This is a genomic window from Paraburkholderia humisilvae (assembly GCF_902859855.1).
Taxonomy (GTDB): Bacteria; Pseudomonadota; Gammaproteobacteria; order Burkholderiales; family Burkholderiaceae; genus Paraburkholderia; species Paraburkholderia humisilvae.
This window is the reverse complement of record NZ_CADIKH010000048.1, coordinates 1-20109: the sequence shown is the minus strand read 5'-3', so window position 1 is coordinate 20109 and position 20109 is coordinate 1. Positions and strand designations below refer to the sequence as shown.

The 20109-nt window shown below is 58.7% G+C and carries 24 protein-coding genes and 1 pseudogene; 8 read left to right on the top strand and 17 right to left on the bottom strand.

Annotated features, from left to right (window positions below; translation table 11 throughout):
* Positions 1–223: 223 nt before the first annotated feature.
* The 8 genes from HV796_RS31815 to HV796_RS31780 are packed head-to-tail and all read right to left on the bottom strand — an operon-like array spanning position 224 to position 6661.
* Positions 224–457, bottom strand: a complete 234-nt coding sequence (locus tag HV796_RS31815; RefSeq protein ID WP_175231844.1) for a hypothetical protein — start codon at positions 455–457, stop codon at positions 224–226.
* A gap of 18 nt (positions 458–475) precedes the next feature.
* Positions 476–1261, bottom strand: a complete 786-nt coding sequence (locus HV796_RS31810; RefSeq protein WP_175231842.1) for a TrbJ/VirB5 family protein — start codon at positions 1259–1261, stop codon at positions 476–478.
* A complete protein-coding gene (locus HV796_RS31805) occupies positions 1242–3953 on the bottom strand; it encodes a VirB4 family type IV secretion system protein (protein ID WP_246356140.1) in 2712 nt (903 codons plus the stop codon). Before HV796_RS31805 ends, HV796_RS31810 begins: the two co-directional genes overlap by 20 nt.
* Positions 3950–4303 carry a VirB3 family type IV secretion system protein gene (locus HV796_RS31800; protein ID WP_246356139.1) on the bottom strand — a complete coding sequence of 118 codons (354 nt, stop codon included), beginning with the start codon at positions 4301–4303 and terminating at the stop codon, positions 3950–3952. The genes HV796_RS31805 and HV796_RS31800 overlap by 4 nt, the downstream gene beginning before the upstream one ends.
* Positions 4304–4723 (bottom strand): hypothetical protein, encoded by a 420-nt coding sequence (locus HV796_RS31795; protein WP_175231840.1) that lies wholly within the window; start codon positions 4721–4723, stop codon positions 4304–4306.
* A 20-nt stretch (positions 4724–4743) separates the two neighbouring features.
* Entirely contained in the window at positions 4744–5787 is a 1044-nt protein-coding gene (locus HV796_RS31790) for a TadA family conjugal transfer-associated ATPase (protein WP_175231838.1), read from the bottom strand.
* 15 nt (positions 5788–5802) lie between these two features.
* Positions 5803–6063 (bottom strand): hypothetical protein, encoded by a 261-nt coding sequence (locus HV796_RS31785; RefSeq protein WP_175231836.1) that lies wholly within the window; start codon positions 6061–6063, stop codon positions 5803–5805.
* Positions 6064–6073: 10 nt separating this feature from the next.
* Entirely contained in the window at positions 6074–6661 is a 588-nt protein-coding gene (locus tag HV796_RS31780; protein WP_484555918.1) for a lytic transglycosylase domain-containing protein, read from the bottom strand.
* Between the two features lie 1021 nt (positions 6662–7682).
* Between HV796_RS31780 and HV796_RS45940 the strand changes: the two genes are divergently transcribed.
* The 3 genes from HV796_RS45940 to HV796_RS45935 all read left to right on the top strand — a co-directional run bounded on the left by HV796_RS45940 (position 7683) and on the right by HV796_RS45935 (position 9628).
* The gene (locus HV796_RS45940) at positions 7683–7796 is read left to right on the top strand and encodes a type II toxin-antitoxin system RelE/ParE family toxin (RefSeq protein ID WP_175231832.1); all 114 of its coding nucleotides are present in this window, start codon (positions 7683–7685) and stop codon (positions 7794–7796) included.
* A gap of 1149 nt (positions 7797–8945) precedes the next feature.
* A complete protein-coding gene (locus HV796_RS31770; protein WP_175231830.1) occupies positions 8946–9269 on the top strand; it encodes a CppA family protein in 324 nt (107 codons plus the stop codon).
* Complete coding sequence (locus HV796_RS45935) at positions 9266–9628, top strand: DUF2471 family protein (protein ID WP_175231828.1); 363 nt, start codon at positions 9266–9268, stop codon at positions 9626–9628. Before HV796_RS31770 ends, HV796_RS45935 begins: the two co-directional genes overlap by 4 nt.
* A gap of 106 nt (positions 9629–9734) precedes the next feature.
* Here the strand turns inward: HV796_RS45935 and HV796_RS44305 are convergent, their stop codons facing one another.
* Positions 9735–10013, bottom strand: a complete 279-nt coding sequence (locus tag HV796_RS44305; RefSeq protein WP_343053020.1) for an RES family NAD+ phosphorylase — start codon at positions 10011–10013, stop codon at positions 9735–9737.
* Here HV796_RS44305 and HV796_RS45930 point away from each other — a divergent pair.
* Positions 9992–10282: a KfrB domain-containing protein gene (locus tag HV796_RS45930; RefSeq protein WP_425497104.1), complete on the top strand. Its 291-nt coding sequence runs from the start codon at positions 9992–9994 to the stop codon at positions 10280–10282. The genes HV796_RS44305 and HV796_RS45930 overlap by 22 nt on opposite strands.
* Positions 10283–10883: 601 nt before the next feature.
* Here HV796_RS45930 and HV796_RS31750 read toward each other — a convergent pair.
* Both HV796_RS31750 and HV796_RS31745 read right to left on the bottom strand, forming a co-directional pair.
* Positions 10884–11303, bottom strand: a complete 420-nt coding sequence (locus HV796_RS31750; RefSeq protein ID WP_175231826.1) for a type II toxin-antitoxin system HicB family antitoxin — start codon at positions 11301–11303, stop codon at positions 10884–10886.
* A 123-nt stretch (positions 11304–11426) separates the two neighbouring features.
* Positions 11427–11612: a type II toxin-antitoxin system HicA family toxin gene (locus HV796_RS31745; RefSeq protein ID WP_175231824.1), complete on the bottom strand. Its 186-nt coding sequence runs from the start codon at positions 11610–11612 to the stop codon at positions 11427–11429.
* 638 nt (positions 11613–12250) lie between these two features.
* Here HV796_RS31745 and HV796_RS31740 point away from each other — a divergent pair.
* Positions 12251–12595 (top strand): hypothetical protein, encoded by a 345-nt coding sequence (locus HV796_RS31740; protein ID WP_175231822.1) that lies wholly within the window; start codon positions 12251–12253, stop codon positions 12593–12595.
* Between the two features lie 8 nt (positions 12596–12603).
* Here HV796_RS31740 and HV796_RS31735 read toward each other — a convergent pair whose 3' ends face one another.
* The 5 genes from HV796_RS31735 to HV796_RS31715 all read right to left on the bottom strand — a co-directional run bounded on the left by HV796_RS31735 (position 12604) and on the right by HV796_RS31715 (position 18511).
* On the bottom strand, positions 12604–13890 hold the full coding sequence (locus tag HV796_RS31735; RefSeq protein ID WP_175231820.1) for a helix-turn-helix domain-containing protein: 1287 nt from the start codon (positions 13888–13890) through the stop codon (positions 12604–12606).
* A 293-nt stretch (positions 13891–14183) separates the two neighbouring features.
* A complete protein-coding gene (locus tag HV796_RS31730; protein ID WP_175231818.1) occupies positions 14184–15173 on the bottom strand; it encodes a ParB/RepB/Spo0J family partition protein in 990 nt (329 codons plus the stop codon).
* The gene (locus HV796_RS31725) at positions 15163–16398 is read right to left on the bottom strand and encodes a ParA family protein (RefSeq protein WP_246356137.1); all 1236 of its coding nucleotides are present in this window, start codon (positions 16396–16398) and stop codon (positions 15163–15165) included. The genes HV796_RS31730 and HV796_RS31725 overlap by 11 nt, the downstream gene beginning before the upstream one ends.
* 410 nt (positions 16399–16808) lie before the next feature.
* Complete coding sequence (locus HV796_RS31720) at positions 16809–17750, bottom strand: tyrosine-type recombinase/integrase (protein WP_246356136.1); 942 nt, start codon at positions 17748–17750, stop codon at positions 16809–16811.
* A 41-nt stretch (positions 17751–17791) separates the two neighbouring features.
* Positions 17792–18511, bottom strand: a complete 720-nt coding sequence (locus tag HV796_RS31715) for an IS6 family transposase (RefSeq protein ID WP_175231816.1) — start codon at positions 18509–18511, stop codon at positions 17792–17794.
* 393 nt (positions 18512–18904) lie between these two features.
* Between HV796_RS31715 and HV796_RS31710 the strand changes: the two genes are divergently transcribed.
* The 3 genes from HV796_RS31710 to HV796_RS45920 are packed head-to-tail and all read left to right on the top strand — an operon-like array spanning position 18905 to position 19975.
* Positions 18905–19513 carry a hypothetical protein gene (locus HV796_RS31710; RefSeq protein ID WP_175231814.1) on the top strand — a complete coding sequence of 203 codons (609 nt, stop codon included), beginning with the start codon at positions 18905–18907 and terminating at the stop codon, positions 19511–19513.
* A gap of 31 nt (positions 19514–19544) precedes the next feature.
* Entirely contained in the window at positions 19545–19730 is a 186-nt protein-coding gene (locus tag HV796_RS45925; RefSeq protein ID WP_425497103.1) for a hypothetical protein, read from the top strand.
* Positions 19727–19975: a site-specific integrase gene (locus HV796_RS45920; protein ID WP_425497102.1), complete on the top strand. Its 249-nt coding sequence runs from the start codon at positions 19727–19729 to the stop codon at positions 19973–19975. The genes HV796_RS45925 and HV796_RS45920 overlap by 4 nt, the downstream gene beginning before the upstream one ends.
* 37 nt (positions 19976–20012) lie before the next feature.
* Here the strand turns inward: HV796_RS45920 and HV796_RS45915 are convergent.
* Positions 20013–20109, bottom strand: a pseudogene (locus HV796_RS45915) (IS6 family transposase); the annotation flags it as partial.

The window sequence follows — 20109 nt, the reverse complement described above, 5'->3', positions numbered from 1 at the left end:
AATTGTGGTCGCTCCGCGTAAACGATCAAGAAAGCGAACGCTATCGACAGGCGCCACGAACGGTTAACTCGCCTATCCTTGCTGATGCCTCTCTTAATACCATCGTTGTGGCTTTCGACATACCGCCGAACCGTGCGAAGCACAACTCGCAGATCCCCTTGCGTTCGACAGAATTTCAAAATAATCCATCGCACAAACATTGCGTCACCCGCTCTTCGGTCAATTATTTCAACAACTTGAAGGGCGGCTCCTGTTCTATCTCTTCCGTCTCCTTCCTGTTCAATTCGTCAGCCTCTTCCTTCATGGTTTGCATGCGTTGAGCCTGCCGCCGAGCGGCTATCTGCTCAGCGGCTTGGTCGGCCTCGTGAGCGATCACGACATACACGACACCTCCCGCGATCACAACGAGCAAAGATACGATCGTCCATAGAACTACATTAATTCCCAAAAACTTCATCTGTCCATTCCTCTTTCACTAATTTCTACTCTTTAATAATTCGAACGGTGGTTCACTGTTGATATCCTTGACCTCTAATTCGTTTAACAGCCTCGCCTCGACCTGACGTGCCGCCGCTAAACGGGCGGCATTGACCTGCCCTTGCGCCACTGCCTCGCGCTCCTGCATTCGCTGCGTGAGTTGGCGTTGCATCAGGGCATGCATATCCAACATCTCGCCAGCCAGCAGACCGGTCTGCTGGTTCAGCAGCTGAAGCCCCTGCACGTTGCCACTTATGCCCGGGATCAGCGATTGCACCTGCTGAAGATTCTGGGCGCGTTGCGCAAGGATGCTCAGACTGTTCATGTCCGAATCCAGTTGTTGCCGGTAGTAGCCGCCACGCGTCGTCGCAAGCTTTGAGTAGGCGGAGAGCCATTGGGAAGGTGTCATGCCGGTATTCGACATCTCCGACATGCTGCGGCTGAACAGGTCATTAGTCTGCTCCGCAGCCTGGCGTAGGCCGGACACACTGGTGTAGAGCGATTGCAGACTGCCCATCTGTGCGCGATACGGAGTGGTCGCGCCCGACAGGACCTGTGGAGACATCTGCGCCAGGTTCTGCAGGCGGACGATCTGGGCTTCGATGTTCTGCTCCACCATCTGGGCCTGCTTCGCGACCGACGCGACCAGTTCCGCATGATTCATGATCTGCGTGACTTCGGTAGCACCTACCCCACCGCCTCCGGCGTGTGCGGCAAGGGGATAAGTGCATATCGCAAGTGCTAAAACGATCCGCCACTTCCAGTCAGGCTGCGTGTTGTTCATCGTCCCTGTCTTCGTTATTGTGGTCTTCTTCACTTGCGGCGGTTTCCCGTTCCCGCCGGATTCGTTCAACGGCGTTACTGAAATAGTTATCGCGCCAGTTCGGATCTCCCGATTTCATGTGCCGATCAAGCAACACCTGTGAACTGGACTCCGAACGCAGGATCGCTTCCGATTCGATCGACAGCGGCACGGATACTCTGCGCGACATGCCACCGTCCTCGGATATGAAGTAGTCCCTTTTTGGCCGGCATTCCCTGATCGCCGCGATCTGTGCCTCTGTCAGGCCGAAATCACGCTCGTAGGCCAGCTTCGTGGCCGGGTTGAACTTCCTGACGGGAACGAAGACACGAATCGCGACGTTGTCACGGATGACAGGCCAGATTGACGAGGTAGACACCTGTTCGGGGCTCTGTGCGTCCATCCAGACGTTGCCGAGCAGGCTTCGCATCATCACGATCCAGCCGCCGATCTGACGCGCAAAATCCTCGTCATCCAGCAGGTTCCAGATTTCGGGGAGCATGATGATCGTCGGCCCGAGTTCCCCGCATGCGCGACGCTGTTCCATTGAATCGCGAATCCGGTAGGTTGCATAAGACAGAAACGGCCGCGCGACAGCCTTGTTGCTCAGGATCCCGTCTGTTGCAACTGTCACCCACTCGGCCTCGCTAAAACTGTCCGAGAGGTTGTCAAAGTAACGTGCGTCAACCGCGCCACCTACCCACGTTGCCAGTTCCTTCGCGAACTGGCTATTCTTTGGCAGCGATGTGTGAATTGCTTTGAGTCGCCACAAACGCTGGTCTTTCTGCGCGGCGCGCAGTGATTTCTCGAGCTCCATCCGGTCGTCAGCCGTGGCGCGATAGCCCCGTTGGCCAACGAGCATGCAGATCCAGTCCATCAGAAACGGCATGTGACGCTCGTGCTCAAGCAGGGTCAACGGGCCGCACGTTGCGCGCTCATCAGCCGGTACCGCGTTGAGATCCGGATTGAACTGAAGGTACCGCCCGCGCTGAAGGATCGTCGGGATGCGCATCGACAGCTTCAAATCGAAGCCATAAATCCTCAGGTTCGGATATTTCCGGAACAGAGTCGCGCACAACAGCATGAAGATCGTCTTGCCGAAGCCCGAGCGACCGCAAATTAACATGTGGCCCAGGTCCATCATGTACGCTGTGAACCAGAAAGGCGTGCCGTACTCGGTCATGAACGCGGCCAGGGCCGGCAAACGTCGGCCGAGCTCGCGTGACAGGTGGCGGTTAAACATATTACCTTCCGACACCCCACGTAACGGCAGCAACCGCGATAAAGCAAGTGTGTCGATAAACGACCAGCGTGCGCATTCGCGCCACATACCAGGAATCGTCGTCGCGAACGCCGACAGGGCGTGAAGCGTTTCGCGCACCGGTACGAACTGGGCGCCCCGCAATGCTTCCTCGACGGCCTTGTGTGTTGCAACCGCCTGTGCGTATGCTTTGGGCGCCGCCTCGTGTACGTTTTCGGGGGTTTCTTCGTACACGTCCGAATATGAAATGATCGACAGGTTGTAGAAGCCGTACTGTTCTTCGGCCATTTCCACCCTGCCGGCGCGCGTGTTTGCCTCCCTTGCGGCCTTTGTCCGTGACTCGTTCTTTCTCTGGTTGCCGACCTCCCCTCCCTTGAGCGCGGCGGCAAACAAAGCACGCACATCAACGCTACGGCCTTCATGATATTTCCGGATGCTGTCAATGAAGCGTTTGGCCGTGCCTTGCGACGTAAGGCGGAAGCAATGACTGATCGTCAGCTCTCCCCTTATCTTTAGCAACCCGTCGAGTGACCTGGTGGACACGCGTTTCGGCCAGAAATCCCGACGACCCGGTACGCCAGCGGCGATACCGAACCGGCATCGCCCGTTTGAATAGAAGTGCAGGTAGTCGTGACCGACTGCAACCTCGGTATCGCACATATCGATGTCAAGCGCCGGTGTGTCGGGGATGTCCAGCTCGGTAACGTCGTCGGATGGCGGTGAGCAGACGTTATGCATGAACGCCCCGAGACGCTTTCCCGTTAGCCGCCAGGCTTTAAGGCTGCTATTGGAAGCAACAAAGCCCTGGACAGCCGTTTCGAAGGCGTCGACGACTGCCGGCAGTTCGGACGCGGTATAGGCGAACAGATACTGATCGGAGAACATCGCGCGCGTTGCCTGCCAGACAGCGCGTGGGATCGACAGCTCATCGCGGGTAACACCATGTACCACACGACCCGCGAAGCGATCGATACCAACTTCCGGGCGCAGGACGAGCGTGAAGTAATGCCGGTTGACGTAGTTTCCTTCCGTTTCGAAGGTGCGACGACGTTCATCATCGACAACCTGCGACATGCGATCTGGCATCGGGCGCGTCGGGTAATGTGTGGTGCGGCGACGGAGAACCGTCCACCAGATCGTCATAGGCCGACGCCCAAGGTCACGTAACGACGACGAGAAATGCTCAAGCATTTCCAGAACCTGATACGTCGATACGCTGTCCGTGTCCGGCCCCGCAAATCCGAATGTCACCGCGACGCCGGAATCCTTGTTGACGATCTGTCCGCTTGACGCGTCATAAGGAAACAGCCACGGCACAAGCTCGGCAACCGATCGTCGATTCGGGTTACTAATGCGTTGGCCGATTTGCGCCAGCGACTCGTTGTCGTAGGGAGAAAGCTTGCGCGACCTCACATCAATGTCCTTCGTCCAAAACCCACTGGACGTGTGTTGCGTCGCTGCTTTACAGACTGGCGAGGTTCATAGAAATCGCCTTGATCGCTGTACTTCAGGTAGCAGGCCACCTGATCAGGATCGTTTCGCACCATCAACCATAGGACCGGGTGAGTCACCAGCACAGCCACCAGAACCCATGGATTCTTCAGCCCGATGGCGAAGATGCCAACCGCCGTGATCTGCCCCATGAACCATTTCCGGTCAATGCCAAGCAACATGAAACGCTCAAGCATCGTTTGCTGGATGTTTACCACGAAAGGATCCGTGACGACGCTATCAACGGTGATGTGATCATCGGTACCACTCATCTACATGGATCCCGAACAGGCGGCGCCATGGTTAAAGACCTGCGCCCACAGCAGGGGCGCGTTGATGATTCCAAGCGTGCCGACCATGCCCTTCAGGATCATCGCCTTGATCTTGCTGTGGCCGTCGTCCAGCAGCCACGCGACAAGTGCACCGACGAGCCCCGAGAGGGAGACGATTTCAAGGAGCTCGTTGTCGAGAACCTGCTGATAGATATTGCACAGTCCACCATTCCAGATGCCCGCGTGAGCAATAGCAGGAATGGAGCCGAGCCACAGTGCAACGAGCGCGAAGCGGATTGACGCGTGATAGTCGCGAGCGATTGTGCGCCCGGCGGCGTGCGCATCATTGACACGTGCGCAAATTGCACGCACGCCGAGATTGGCGGAATGGAGCAGAGAGGTGGTTATAAAGTTCTTCATTTCTAAGGCCTTTGAATCAATTAGATCTGTTCGACGCCGCCGAACCGGTGGAACAACAGACGGGTGCGGTACCGGCCGTCTTCGACGCCCAGTACTTCACGGATTTCGACAGGACCACGCATCCCGTTCGCCTGGCGCTCCGCGTGCACAAAGAATCGAAACGTCGAAGCGATCTTCCGGCGTAAATCGTCCCGGCGCACGAGCCGCCCTTCCTCGCTCATACGAACCAGCGATTCAAGCCGCAGCGGCGCCATTTCAGACGAGTTGGAGTGAATCGAAAGCACGGAGCCGTCATGACCTGTCGTTAGGGCTTCCAGTACGTCGAACGCCTCCGGGCCCCGTGACTCGCCCACGACGATGCGATCGGGACGGATGCGCAGGGCGAACTTCACGAGATCGCGGATCGTGACGCCCTGATTCGCTTCCAGCGCAACCCAGTTGACAAGACGTACATCGAGTTCCTGTGTATCTTCGATAGTCACGATCCGCTGTTGTGACGGCATGGAGTCGATGACCTGATTTAGCTGGGTCGTTTTGGCCGACGACGTGCCGCCGGAAAACAGGATGTTGAATCCCTCACGCATCGCCCATTCGTAGAATTCGGGAATGGCTTCACGTCCATCGACGAGTCGGCTCAAGATGTCCTGACCGCCATGGCGTGCGCGTGGATTCGCGCCGGGCGGTAGCACGTCGAACGCGCCGAGTTCCAGGTAGTCGCGCACGGTGAACCGTTTCTCTGCATGCTTGCGGATTGACATCATGTCGCCATGCACGGCGACGGGCCACAGCGCGGCCGCGATGCGCAAACCCGGCAGGCGCGCGTCGAGCAGCGGCGTCGGGTCCTTGTCGTTTACATTCGCGAGGACCGTGATGGCCCGGTTGAGCTGCACCGGGTCGACGTGGCAGCCCTCTTCCCGCCTCATCACACCCGCACTTTCAACCCACACGCTGTCGTGCCGGTTGATCATGATTTCCTGATTCGACGCGTCCTCGAAGAGCGGCCACACGCTTTGCAGAAAACTTTGCAGCGTTTCAATCGCCGCGTCGCGGCTTAGTTTGTCCATCGAGGCCCCGATATCTTAATGGACGGAGCGGCCACCAGCCGGCCAGTCGAGAATCCAGTCGGCCCTCTGCCACAGGGTGTCACCCCATAGAATGCGCAGGTGGGCGCGGCGAATCATGCGCTTTTCACTGGTCCACACCTTGATTTGCCAACTGCGGAACTGCCCGGTCGCGCGACCGGAACCGATGACCGCGGAAACCGTCTCGCCAACGATGTGTTGCTGAAAAACGGAATCGTAGGCGTCGGGGCACGGAACTGGCACAAATGGCTGTTGCATGCTGGTTTCCCTAGTTTTGCTTTTCGTACGCAACCAACGTGCGACCGGGTACGACAGGTTCGGGCCGATGCGAGGCTCGAATTCGAACGGCCGGAGCTGCGCGAGGGATTGGCGGTAAACTGGACCGAAACTGAAGATCAGCCGTACTGGACAAGGAAGTGTTCGCGGCGACCTCAGCGGCGCGGTAGACCTTCTGCGCGTACGCGCGGCGTTTATCCCGCGAAGTCGCGTTATACGCGCCGACCGCTTCCCAGGTTGGGCCGAACTGACGAATGTTTTTCGAGACGATCCATGCGCCGACATAGGCGCTCGTACAGGCATCGTAAAGATCCCGTTTGTGAATGCCGTAGCGAGCGAGCCTCGGCAACCACCAGCTATTGATTTGCATGAGACCAATGTCCGTGCTGCCATTGCTATTCCTATTGACGGCCATCGGGCGCATGCCGGATTCAACCTGCGCGATTGCGCGTACCACCTTCGCGTTGATGTGATGGAATGCAGCGGCGTCATCCAGGCAATCCGCACGGGCGGGAGAATAGATGCCGAAGAGGATCGTAGAAAACGCTAGCAACTTGAACAGATGTCCACTCTGCTTCAAAGACGCGTGTCGCTGCATAATTCCGCAATTTTTCAATAGTCCTACTTGATTTTGTGTATGCTTGCGCCTTGGGATGCGCCTGGCGAAGGCACTTTCAGGTGGGGGGGCGCGAGGACGGCCGTTTTGCGCCTGCCCACCTTCTTCTGTTTCTCACGAGCGCTTGACTTCGGGGGATGTCGATGGCGCCGTTGCTGCGCGACGATGTAACCTGTTCAGCCGTTACGGGGCATTTTCGCCGCACAATCCCATTCATTCCATTTTGCCCCCTCCTCTCGAAGCACGTCTCGTCGAGTAACGCCACGCCTAGATTTGCCCCAGGCAAAAATACGGAGACTCCCCGTGATAAACCGGGAAACACAATTCGCCTGCGAAAAGGATCAGCGGCATCCGGATGCTGGCTATCTCATGACCTGGTCGAACAGAGACTTGATGTTCTTTACATGCTGGGTGGTGAATTTCCGGCACCGTTCACGAAGCACTGCTGTGTACGGTTCCGACTGCCGTCTATGGAGAACCTGCTAACGCCTGCCTGACGACAGACGCCGTGGCAGGAAAGCAGGTTTGTCGCACTCGTTTATCATACGGGTACAGACACGGGGCAGATTGTCGCTGTCCTCTTATGCGATGCGATCTGGCTAAATGCCTGAAAGATCATACCTTCACAGTGCCTGGTATTGAATCAAGGGGTTTCGTTTTTGGCCGCGGATTTTTCGCATAACGATGTTTCTGCGAAGAGGCTCCCGAAGCGAAAAGGAGCAGTACTATCGGGCAACGGCAATTTCCTTGCGCCGATCGTCATGCACGTGTATCCGCGCGCTTACCCAGCCCTTGTTACTGCCTCGTCGCCTTCGAAACCTGGCGCGCCCGAGTGTCCGTTTTGCCGTCAAATTTCTCGGTTTTCCGCAAATTCGGCACACAGTCCTGCGGACACGGCGGCACCTCAAGCGAATTTTGTACGGCGTTTAAAGACCCCCTCCGATACGCTGGCAAATGAAGCAGCACCCGCCACTGAAGGCCGCGATTGGATGATGCCGTCGAAGACATCTGTACCGATCCGAACATTGGGGAGCAGAAGGTAGGCGACCTGGCCGGGTCTACCGGATCGCCTCGAGTTCGAGACGGCACCGAGGGATGACCTTTTCGGCATCACTTCGGGCCAGCGTCAGGAAGAGACTCCGGGTGCGGCGCGGATGGGACGTGCCGCTTGATCTGGCAGAGCGTTTTGAAACCGGCATAAGGCTTCCGAAGCGGTGACGAGCCGGTGCGTGCGCAGCGTCCGTAGCAGCTCTTGGCGCGACGAGTCCGCACGGGGTTGACAATTCTATAGCACGGCATGCCGCCACTGGTGCCTCGGCGTCTTTCCGATGTACGGGTGCCTCTGCTTCGCCTTGCTCAGTATCGCTCACACGTTGACGCCCGACTCCTTTACCTCCGGCGCGCTTACGCGGGTCAATATAGGATCGATCAAATCCTGCCCCTCATGTGCTACCGGCAATCGCGCTTTCAGCAACTCATGTAGGTGTGGGTTGCCTCGGGTTATCCACAGAATCGGTGGATAACAGTGTGCAAAACGTGCGCATGACATGGTTAAGTCCTTGATGCATCTCCGATTCGTTATCTTGCTAATGATGCAGGGACGGGCCTTCGCGCGCGGCGCCTCATCTACGCCCCCCTTCTGGCAAGCCTGTGGAGAACAAGGACGATAGTTGTATCTCGCCCCATAAATTCGTTCCGACGATCTAGAAGCGCATACCAACATCAGTGCATGGTTTCCTGCTGCGCGCCATAAGTTCGCGGCACTCGCCAGGCGTTTCGCTTTATACCGGCCCAACGATTTCGGTGCAGCTCACAAACGTTGACACGCGGAGGCACCATTGGGGTTGCTCAATCGCGCCCGATGCGAGTCGGGCTGCCCGTCAGGAAGTGGCGCTGGCAGCCCTTCGTCCACGATGACTGCCTTGCCAATACTCCGAGGCGCGCAGCGTCCCGCTCAGGGATGTGACCGGGAGACCCGTCTCATATTTATAGGACTACGAAAGAATGGCGAAACCGGGCAAGGAAGACGGCGATAAGGCGAGGTCCAGGTCCCGAGCGACGGATGATGTCGGAGGCAGTATGTCATCTGGTTAGTCTACCCCGGCGCTTGACGACGTGCTTTATCAGATTGTCACCAAAAACTGGCAACATACGTGAGAGAATCGCCTGCCCCGCCTCTTGAATCTGTCCGTTTCAGTGAAATAGCGTCCGGATAACCAGTGACTGATGCACAGTTATAGGCACCGCCATGGAACGATTTATCCGCATCCTGAACGGCGACGACCGGCGCGCGCTCGCATGGCTCAACGCGCACGTGGGCCTTGGGCGCGTTTCGGCCGCTCCACAGCAACTCGCAGCTACCGCGGGCCGGCCGGTCTATGTGCCGGTGGTCTACCGCTGTCTGGGCGGCTGGCCTCCCACCCCACCGCATCCGGTTCATGAGCCGCAAGACGATACGATTGCATCGCAGCATCTTGCGCAAATCCGACGGATTCTTTCCGGGCGTACCGCGGCGGCCACATCCACCACAAGCCGCCACTATTTCCCTCTGACCGCGCGGATCGGGTTGTGAACAATCCGGGCATACCTGACACCCAGTTAGTCAATGTCGATGTGGCCAGTTTCGAGCGGGCAGTTGGACGGGCCATACGCGATCTTGAGCAGATCGTTGTCGTACTCCTCGAGCATGCTACCCGCACGCACGCAGTCCTGACCTGGCGTACGCTGCGCGCGATCGATGAACAGGCATTCAGCGATCTCGGATTCCAGAGCAGACATGACGGGCCGGTGCGGGCTACCTTTGTCCGCGTCGGTGAGCACCGGCTTGCCGGCATCGATTGCCATACGCAAGTGAACTGGTGTCGGCTCGACGATGGCCTGCCCGCTGTGTACCTGATTGCACGACGGTTCTTCTGCAGGCCACGCTCGTAGGTCATGAGAGAAGTGACCTACTGCACGCTCGGCGACACCATGAATCCAATGCAGCTACGATCCAGCCGCGAAACCATGAACTTCCTGAGCGGGTTGCCCGCCACGCTCAGCTCGAGGCGGATGGCTGGTCAGGTGGCAGCGCGGTAAACAGCCGCTCGTCCCAGATGACGGGCTGCGGTGCCGACACCACCAGACGCGCCGCGTCCGGATGGGCCGGGTTGACCAGAACGTTCGATTCCTGGCGCGCGACAACGGAAGGAACAACAAGAACAGCCGACCGGGCCTCAGTAAGCCACGTGTCGCGGAGAACAACAATACCCGGAGCATAAGCCGGCCGAGTACGAGCGCCAGGACTACGGGCAGCTGCAGCCCGAACTACGCGCACCCGCGACCGGCCAGACCTACCAGGGCCCGATCGTCTCGGCCGACGACAAGTATGTCATCCAGTCGGTCCGTGAAGCCGGCCGGGAGCTGCACATTCAGCACGAACGCCTTGTACTGAACAGCGACCGCCGCGATCTGTTGAACGCCGGCGCGAACGTCGAGATTCGCTACCCATACAACCGGGTCGGCATCGTGAATGAACGGGGAGCAAAAGAGATTCAAGGGCCGGCATCCAGGGGGATCGAACCCAAAGATTTCGGCAAGAGATAGCAACACTCGCCGAAGCCACGGACCTACCACGGGTACTGGCTCATGCCGACGTCGCATTAGCGTTTCCCGATTGGCCACCAGCGTCGCACGCATCCGCTTCTTGATCGTCAACCGGACGATCAAGAAGTCGCCGTTGCTGCGTCGCTTGCTACAGCAGTGCGTGAAGCCCGGAAAGTCAAACGTCTGCGGCTTCCGGATTCCCTGCTCCCGGCTTTGCTGCGCGGCGAACCGCCCGAAGCGGATCAGTCGCGTTTTGTCCGGGGTGAAGCTCCAGTCCGAACCTGGCCATCCGTTCCCGCAGCGCGGCCAGAAATCGTCGTGCCTCGCTCTCATACTGAAACCCCGGCACGCTGTCGTCGGCGTAGCGAACGATGTCGCCGGCGGCATGTCGGTTACGCCATTGCTGCACCTACCGATCCAGTGCATAGTGCAGGCAGGCAAGCGTCTGTGGCGGTGCTGGGCTGGGATGGCCATGTCGACACGCACGGCTACGCCGTTATCGCCTTTCAGTACGTGAAAGACATCGGCTGGGTGCGCGTCTCGGCCTGAAAGTAAAAAAGGACGCTCAACGCGTCCTTTTCTTTTGCGGGCAGCACCAAGGTCAGACAGCGCGAACTTCCAGGCGCTTACCGAGCGCCGCGAAAGCAGACTCGACCATCTCGATTTTTGACGAATGGCGGAAGTTGAGCAGCCGGTCTATCTGGACCTGGTTAACCTTTAATCGACGAGCCAAGTCCGCCTTACGGACCTTCTGATTCACCATCTCGTTAGCGAGTAGCACCTTCGAGGTGGCGAGCGCCGGTAACGTGACGGCCTTCTGGCCGCGCTTTACCTTTGACGGCAGCGGGATCGGTCGTTTTTCCGAAAAGTAGATCTCCAGTGCAGCCTCGAGCGCGTCGAGCGCCTGCACCAATGCATCAGCCTCGTCTTTACCCACGGTGATCGCCTCGGGGACGTCCGGGAACGTCACCAGCAGCGTGCCGTTGGTGTCCGGTTTCAGCGCGATGGGATATGACAGCATACGAATCTCCAGTAATACACAAATACGAAGGACTGCTTACGACGAAGCACTACTAACAATGAAGCACGAGGTCACAAAATTTTGTGAGTTCGGAAGGAAGGGCCTTACGGCCCCCATCCTGTCCTACTTGATCCCGAGTTGTTTCTTGATCGCCTCGACAAGTCCGGTACCGATTTCTTTCGACCCGTGGTCTGGGAAAATCGTCGTCTTGCCCTTCAACGTAACCCGGTAGTGGCTTGAACCGCTGCGGTGCCTTTCAAACGACGCACCCTGTTTTTTGAGCCACTTCCTGAACTCACTGTATTTCATGAACCTCCTTATGAATGGGGAGGCCCCTAGTGTACAACATTACTGTTGTATTTCTCAAGCAGAAGTTGCAACATAAATGTTGCGAAGACCGGGGTTTTCAAGTGCTAGGCACAGCGGCACGAGCGTCATGGGCATTGCAGGCCGACGTAGCAAGCGTTACGGCATCCGTGTTACTTGATACGCCCCGCCCTTCCCCACCTCGGCAGTAACGTCCAATCGACCAAACCGCACCGGGATTGCGTGGAACAATGCGGCCGGATCAACATAAGTCATTGATTTATGAAAATGTTTTTTGCTCGCCCGAAAATTCCAGATGTTCCACGGGTGCCGCTTCGGACAGGACCGCACAACGCTTCAATAGGGCGTCCGCAATCGCATCAACAAGAGCAGCGTCGAGATGTGCTCTGCGGGAGCGCACGCGCTCGGCCCACTTTGCCGAGACATTCCGATAGTAGCGTCGCTGCTCGCGATCCCAGCCTTATCGGGATGCATTTCACTTTGTATTTTGACGAGACAGAGACGATCGATATCGAGGTCTGAAAACCGTTCGCTATGGTGGATCTGATTCCGGTCACGGATCTCCGAGTCGAACGTCGAGTCGATCTGCCTGATGAACTGCCCAAACTGGATACCTGGTCATGGTGGGACACTGGCAGACCATTGAACGGGAACCGTCGAAAATAAAACTCGCACGTCTGGAACGAGAGCGCAACGTCGTGCAGTGCGAGGTAGCGCATGACGACGGCGCGCTCGATCTCGGGCGGGAACTCGAAATCCGACACTGGCTCCCTCGGGAGAACATCGTCGAGGGCCATCGCGATGCCCACGATGGCAGCACGGTTCTGAAGTCAGCCGGGGGACCGCGTTTAGCTTTTTCAGGAACACGCCAATTGCAGCCATCATCCGATCACTGGCCGTTTGCTCCGCCGCAGCAGTCTCGTTATCCATCGAGGCACCCAAGGGTTAGTTGGTTCGAATTCTGAAGGGCTTTTTATCGCAGCCGGGCCATAGGCCCATGAAGTGCCGCCCTCACGCCGGCAAGCCCAGTGCGCACGCTATCGGTCAGCACGCGTGGCACCGAATCTGGGCGCAGGACAGGCACTGTGTGCCGACGACGAGCCTGAGCGAATGCCTTGAGGTCAGCCTCGGTCGCCACGCGAATCCGGCCGGTGCGTACGGCCGCGGCGAACCCGATCTGCCAGGGGCCGGCGGCGACCCGCTCGCCCGACTCGTCGACGCGCGAGACGAACATCGAGACGCCGTCCGGGTCGACCCGAGCCAGCTGCTCGCCCGATTCGTCGACGAACGTCTGAGCGCCCACGGACCGCACCAACGCGTCGGCGGCGTCGCGCTCGGCAACCGCGTTCCGTTCGGCAGCATGCGCGGCTTCCCGAGCACGCGCCACGGCGCCGAAGTCGACATCGCGCTTCAGCAGCGATCGCAGGTAGCAGATTGGCTTGTCGGAGCGTTTCAGGCCATGCCAAGTCGCTTGAACCACGTCGCTAAGCCGCTTGCCCTGCTCGCGAGCATCGCGCATCAGCCCGAAGATCAAAAATTTAGAAAAGCCTAGGGACCGCAGGCGCTCGAGATCCGCAGGCACCTGCCCCGGTTGTCTCTTTTGAAAAGCAACTGGGGAAAGATCCCTTATATATGCACCGTGCGCCACTTTGGCGTGCGGCTCGGCAAAGCCATTTCCGGCATCGTCGTCGGCCTGTTCGAAGCCGTTCAAACCCTGCGCCGTCCGAGAATCCTCAGAGCCGTCAGAGGCTTTATGGGCGGGCGTCGAGCCGTGCGCCACTTCGGGATTTATCAGGCCGAGCAGAACCGCTGCCTTCTCGGTCAGATGCAGATGAACACCGTCGAATGTGCCCTTCATAGGGCCATCGTCGAGACGGAGTTGTGCCTTCCGCGTGATGAAACCGGCTTCTTCAAGATCGGCCAATGCGCGGCAAAGAGTGCGAGAGGTAAGCTGGGCGCGTTCGGCAATTCGTCTGCGCTTGGCAAAGATCGCCGACAGCGGGCGCCGATGGTCAACCGTGCGCGCCAATTCAGCGAGCAGATCACGGGCGCGATTGGGAAGCCCTCGCGCGTTTGAGGCGCGATGCTGCGCGTGGTGAACCTGCCACGGCAATTTCGTTTCGTCGGTGGGGAGTGCAGCGAAAGCGTCAGCGCCGGCGTGATCCTCTCCCGGGAACACCACGGAGGCGTTGACGTTCTCATGCGAGTCGCGGCAAAATCCGCCCTCCTCGCCTGCAACCAAGTGTTGCGCGATATACATAGGAAGTCCGTTCCCATTTGTGAGATGGGCATAAAAACTTGACGGACTCTCTCAGTCAGCTAAACTTCGCGATGTGCCAAAACCCCGTACCAAGGTTTTTGGACGCTGCCCGCTGATAACGGGTGGATGTGTAGCTAGCCGACGGTTGAGAGACCCCAAGGCCGTGTTATGCAAAAGCCCCCGGTTCCCGCCGAGGGCTTTTGTCTTTCTAGGAGTTCAACATCGCGTCATGGCGTCCTCTTCGGTTTTCCAAAAGCGTAAGTGATTGATTTAGAAGTGGTTCCAAGTTGGTATCAGCGATCGCCAGCAGCGAATTCACTGAGAATCTTTTTTACGGCTTCCTCAACGGCCGCCCTTGCCTCCTCCGTTTTGAAGTCGATCCGCAAGGTTTTGTTGGCTGCGATAACCGTACAATAAGTCGTCTTCCCTGATTTGATTGACACCGGAGTTGGCCGCGTCGCCTTGACGCGAACCTCGCCGTCGCGTGCCATTCGAACCGCAGCGTCTTGGGTCACGCGACCCTCCGCGAGCGCTTTAACGGCGTTCAGCACCGCATCCGCCTTGCCCTCCCTAGCTATCGCACCAAGCTGGCTTACAGCACTGCTGCCGATGCAGTGAGGCACGGTCCTGATGATTTCGATAGCAGTCGGTGGTAAGTCTACAAATGCCATCAGGCGCGACAGCGTGTTTTCGCTGATACCGGAATCAGCCGCGATTTCAGCCTGCGTCTTGCCAGTCCGCTCCAAGAGATCTTGAAATCCGACGAATTTCTCGTAGTCGCTGAGATCAGACTGCAGCAGGTTTGCGTAGAACGCGCTCGCCGACGCCTCTGCATCCGACATCTCAATGGGCACGGCGCTGATCTTGTCTCGCCTGAGCTCACGGTACTGGTCCGTTCGGTTATGGCCGGAAATCACTTCGAACCGACCATCCGGTAGCGGGCGCACAGTGATCGGATGCGTAAGCTTGTTGTGGCGCAGGTTTTCGCGCAGCTCGATCTTTTGCTCTGGAGTGAGCGCGCGGCGACGCCCCGGCACCTCGACGAGAAGATCGAGCGGAATCTCAATGACCGCGCCACTCTTGCGAGCCTTTTCGAGTTCGGCCGCAAGTTCATCGATCTGCCGTTGATAGCGCTGTGCTTCAAGCCGGAATGCCCCTAGCTGGCCTGGCATCGTCATCGGACGCTGATCCGCGATTGATGGCCGATCAGCAGCGGCGGCTTCGACCTTCTCCGCAAGGTTGGCTGTGCGTGCCATAAGCCGGTCCTTCAGCTTATTCGCCATCGGTTACCTCCGCGAGTTGGAGTGCCCATGTGTTCTGGATTTCCGCTTCGATCTCGTCGACGACGCTATCGAACGATTCGAGCGCCCGATTGAAAGTAGCAGTGCTTCCCTCGTACCGAGTCAGGTCATAGATCGTTTTAAACTCAGCCGCCGCGTTCTTGACCAAATCCGTTTCGAGCACTTCGGCGCGCGCGAGTAGTTCAGGGTAGGTTTGCTGAATCCACGATTTGACGACGTCTGTAGTTGCGACGCCCGGTTTGACCTTCGACAGCACGACCTTGATGAAGGCGAATGCCTTCTCCACAGAACGGTCGCTCAGCGTCTTGAACAGTTCGGAGAACTGCCGGAAAAACTGAGTGCTCGACGCATAGTCCAGCGTCTCTGGCGGGAGCGGGATCACCATGCCGTCCGTCGCCATGAAACACCCGATGGCAAGGTAAGAGAGCGTCGGTGGTGTGTCGATAACGACAACGTCATAGGTCTCGCGGATCGGCCCCATGGCGCTGTCGAGCACCTTCCAGAATTCGTACTGAGGGTCGGTCGCTTGCTTGTTGGGGAGGTAATAATCAGCCCCGAACAGCGCCGCCGAAGACGGAATGATGTCGAGATTGTTCCAATAAGAAGGAATCGCCGCGTAGGTGAGGTCGGGCTGCTCTCCGTAGACTACCGGCATCACGGTCATTTCCTCGGACACTTCGGGAGTCGGCACATAGCCCATCAGCGTGGTGCTCGACGCTTGCGGATCCAAGTCGATCAATAGAACCTTGTGTCCGTGCAGCGTAAGCGCCTGTGCAATCGCAACGGCCATGGTGGTCTTGCCAACACCGCCTTTGAAGTTGCCGACGCTAAGCACGATTCCTTTCGTGCCGGTCGGTCGTGGCTTGTATGGACCGGCCATGCGTACGAATTCTTGAGCCTCGGCCAGCGTGAACTCGCGGTTGCGACTTGTTCCCTTCAGAGTGCCGACAGGCAAACCTTCGCGATGACCACGCGTGCACAGGTAGTTGATCTGCGTTCGGTCCAGCTTGCACAGCTTTGCAAGCCGTGCCCCAGTTACAATTGGGGCCATCTTTCGGGGCCACGGTTCGAGCAGATCGTCCCGCAACTTCGCGAGTGTGCCTTCCGCACGGTCGGCAATAGCGCCCAATTGTTCCGCACCGATTGAAATCCGCGGGGGAGTCAGTTCCTTAAGCATCATGTTTTTCCCGTCTGACTTGTCTGTCATCGAAAATTGCGATTTTCATGAAATTTCGGCGACAAATGGTTTGATCGGCACTCTAGTCGGTAAACGAGCAAACGGCAAGTAAACTCTTCGCCCGGAAACCCGCGCCACGCCTGGTTCTCCAGGCGATAGCTCGAAAATGCATGAGCAAAACCGGGCCTTGCGGTGCAGGAATTACACTGCACCGCGCGCAGATCCGATCTTCGCTGGGTGGCCGAAAAGTATGCTAAATGCGTATCGAAATCTTACTGACGCCCCGTAGTAGCCCGGACACGCAGCGCGCGGGGCTTATATACTGATTTTGACTTCACGTGCGGGTAATCCCGCTGCGCGCCAGCCAAGTTTTTAGCCCGAGGGGGTTAGCAACTGAGTCGAATTCGCTGCTGAAATCTGTCACGCCGACGCCCAGTGCGTCACACATCAGGACGGGCAGGGAATGGGACATTGCTGGTCGTTTGTGCTGAGGCGTCACCAACGCCTTGAGCATCGGATTTGGGCAAGGTCTTCATGAAGTATTCCGCGCTTTCCTTCATCATGCGTTCCCGTTCGGCCTGCACGTAGATGGTCGTTGTCTGCAGCGAGGCGTGGCCCATGATGCGCTGGATCACGTCGAGCGGTACGTCGTTGGCGCCCGCCTGGGTGCCGAACGTGTGCCTGAACGCATGCGGGGAGGTCGACGCGAGCTGCGTCATTTCAGCGACCGTCAGGTCCGGCATGCCGGCGACCAGCCGCTTCATGGCCCAGCGCACCATCTTGTTGATGCCGTCAGGCACGTACGATTCGTCCGTGCCGTCGCCGTGCCTGGCCAGCGCGAGCGGGGTAGGGGGGATGAAAACCGGCCGGACCAGCGGCCCTGCCGTTGCCGTGTCGAACTCGAGGCCGCGGTCGGCCCAGTGCGCCCGCAGCGCGTCGATCGCGGCCGGGCTGACCGGCACGGTGCGTTCCTTGTTCCGTTTGCCGATCCCGGTCAGTTCCCATACCGGGCTCTTCTGGTCACCGTGCGGTGACGGGCGTGTTTTCTCGCGCCGCGCGCGATGCCAGAGGCTGGCGGGCAGGGCGCGGCCGATGTCCACGTCCACCTCCCGTTCCACCACGACCGGATCCTTGACGGCCTTCCACGGATTGCCTGCCAGATAGCGGACGTCGACCAGCCACGCGAAGGCGGCGCGCAGCGCGCGCACCGCGTATTTCTGGGTGTCGGCCGTCAGGTCGGTTGACGCGAACGGCCGCCAGCCCAGGCTGCTGCGCGCGAAGCGCGGCCCAACGAAGGCCGGGGAGGGCGCCTTCAGGAAATCCTTGTAGGCTTCGCAGTCGGGTTGTGTCGCGATAAGGTGGTCGGGACGGCTCTGGTGCAAATGGTGGAAACAGTCAAGGAAACTAATTTTGACAGGATGACTTATTGAGCAAAGAGGACCGCGTTCCAGACGGTCGGCGTAGCGGTGTCTTTGAGGTCGAGCGTCGCGAGATTGAATTGCCCCTTGCGAATGCGATGCATCAACCCGATGCCTGAAATCGTAGTCGTGGCGCCTCTAAACCGCTTGAAACCCAGCATGACCTTCGTCCGGGACTTGATGTTTCGATGGTCTTGCCCGATCAGGTTATTCAGATACTTCGAGGATCTGACCTCGGTGCCGGCAGGCAGCAAGCCGCGGGCCTTCATCTCGCGCACGGCCCGGTGCGAGGCCGCATAGCCATCGAGTGTGATGCTTTTCGGTGGCTGCCCCTGGTGCTTGATGGCCTTGTTGAAAAATGCTTTTGCTGCTGCTACGTCACGTTTTGCGCGCAGCATGAAGTCTACCGTCTGGCCGGCCCGATCTACCGCACGATAGAGGTAGACCCACTTGCCGCGGATCTTCAGGCAGGTTTCGTCGACACGCCACGACTGTCCCGTGGGCGAGCTAAAACGATTCCACCGTTTGACGAATTCGGGCGTGTAACGTTGAACCCAACGCATGATCGTCGTGTGCGCGAGTGACAAACCGCGCTCTGCCATCATCTCGACCAGATCCCGCAGGCTAAGCTTGTAGCGCAGATACCAGCGAACACACAGAATGATGATCTCCCGATCAAAATGCCGTCCACTGAACAGCCCCTCCAGACCTTTTCGCTTGCTCATCACCGGCTACCAGTTTGATGGCCGGCTACTTTAACCGATTCACCGAAACTATTTGCACCAGAGCCCTCGCAGGCATCATTTCCATCTGATCAGGATAACTAATTTATTGCCTGCAATTGACATTGATTCAGCAATTTGACAAGGCCGTCAAATTGGGACGCGCAGGAGGTCGGGGGAACGCAGGCCTGCATATTCGCCTTCAATGTGTCGTTGAGGGTCTCTCTCTCTATGTGTGATGATGTCCTTTATCACATATAGAAAAAGAGGATGGCGGACCGGCGCGGACCCCCCCGTTTCGCCACGGGGGGCGCGGTTACGGGAGCGATACGCGGCCGGGATGTCTGAAAATCGTAGGGTTACATTCATCCCAACCTTATTACGGAGATACTTACCATGCCCAACGAACTGAACCCGATTTACGGCGGATATCAGCCCACTACCCCCTATGGCCACGCTGCCCATGGCAGCGGCAATGCCGAGCACACAGCAGCCCTGGCCGGGCTGGCAGCAGCCGCAGGCTTCAGCCAGCGGGCGGCCTCGCCGATCGTCGCGGCGCTGCCGCCTCAGCCCCTGTCGGGCGCGGATGTCGAGGCAGTGTTGGGCGGCAGTCCTCACCCGGGTCCGTCAGCCAGCGCTACCCGGCAAGACGCAGCCGCGCGCGGCGCGTCGGTCGGCCTGACGTTGGCGCAGCTGCTATCCGGGGCGGATAAGGCGCTTGAACAGGTGCGTAATCGGGAGGCAGCCGGGCAGGCTCCACGTGCCATCGACACTGCGAGGCGATATGAGCTTGAAAAGAGCTACGAGACGGCGAATCACGTCAGGAACGGAACCCGTATGAAGAAGGCGCACGACCATACAAACGAGGTCAGTCTTGCCGCAGTCGCACGGAGAGAAGGTAATCATCCGGACGCTATCAACCACCTTATGCGCGCAGATGGTACGTTGACTCCGCGAGGGAAACGATGTCTCGAAGTCGCTTACGGTAAATTTTTCGAGAAATGAGTCTCGCTTCTGATCGCAGGGAGGGAGATGGGTGATCGGCACTAACCTTGTCCTGCCTGCCGGCGTTGCTACGCCCCCGCTGGTCGCGTCAGCCGGCGAGCGCGCCAGTGTGCGTTTACTGGAATACTTCGCGTCGGCGATCCGCAACCCGCGTACGCGGCGCGCGTACGCGTGGGCCACGGGGGATTTCTCGGGTGGTGCGCCGGCGCCGGGGTGACATCGATCACGGCCGTGCAGCCGCTGCATGTGGCCGCGTGGATCGAGCTACAGACAAAGACGTCGTCGGCGCCGACCGTCAAGCAGCAGCTCGCGGCGATCCGGCATCTGTTCGACTGGCTGGTGACCGACCAGATCGTGCCGGTGAATCCGGCTGCGTCGGTGCGCGGGCCGAGTCACACCACGAAGCAGGGCAAGACGCCGGTGCTCGATGCCACGGAGGCGCGGCGGCTCTGGTGCAAATAGATGAGCGAGTTGAGCAGTTTCTGATATAAAGGACGCCTTATCGAGTTGACAGGACAGCATCCCATACGGCGGGCGTGGTGGCATCCCCGAGGCCGAGCCTCGCGAGATCGAACTGATCCTTGCGAATGCGATGC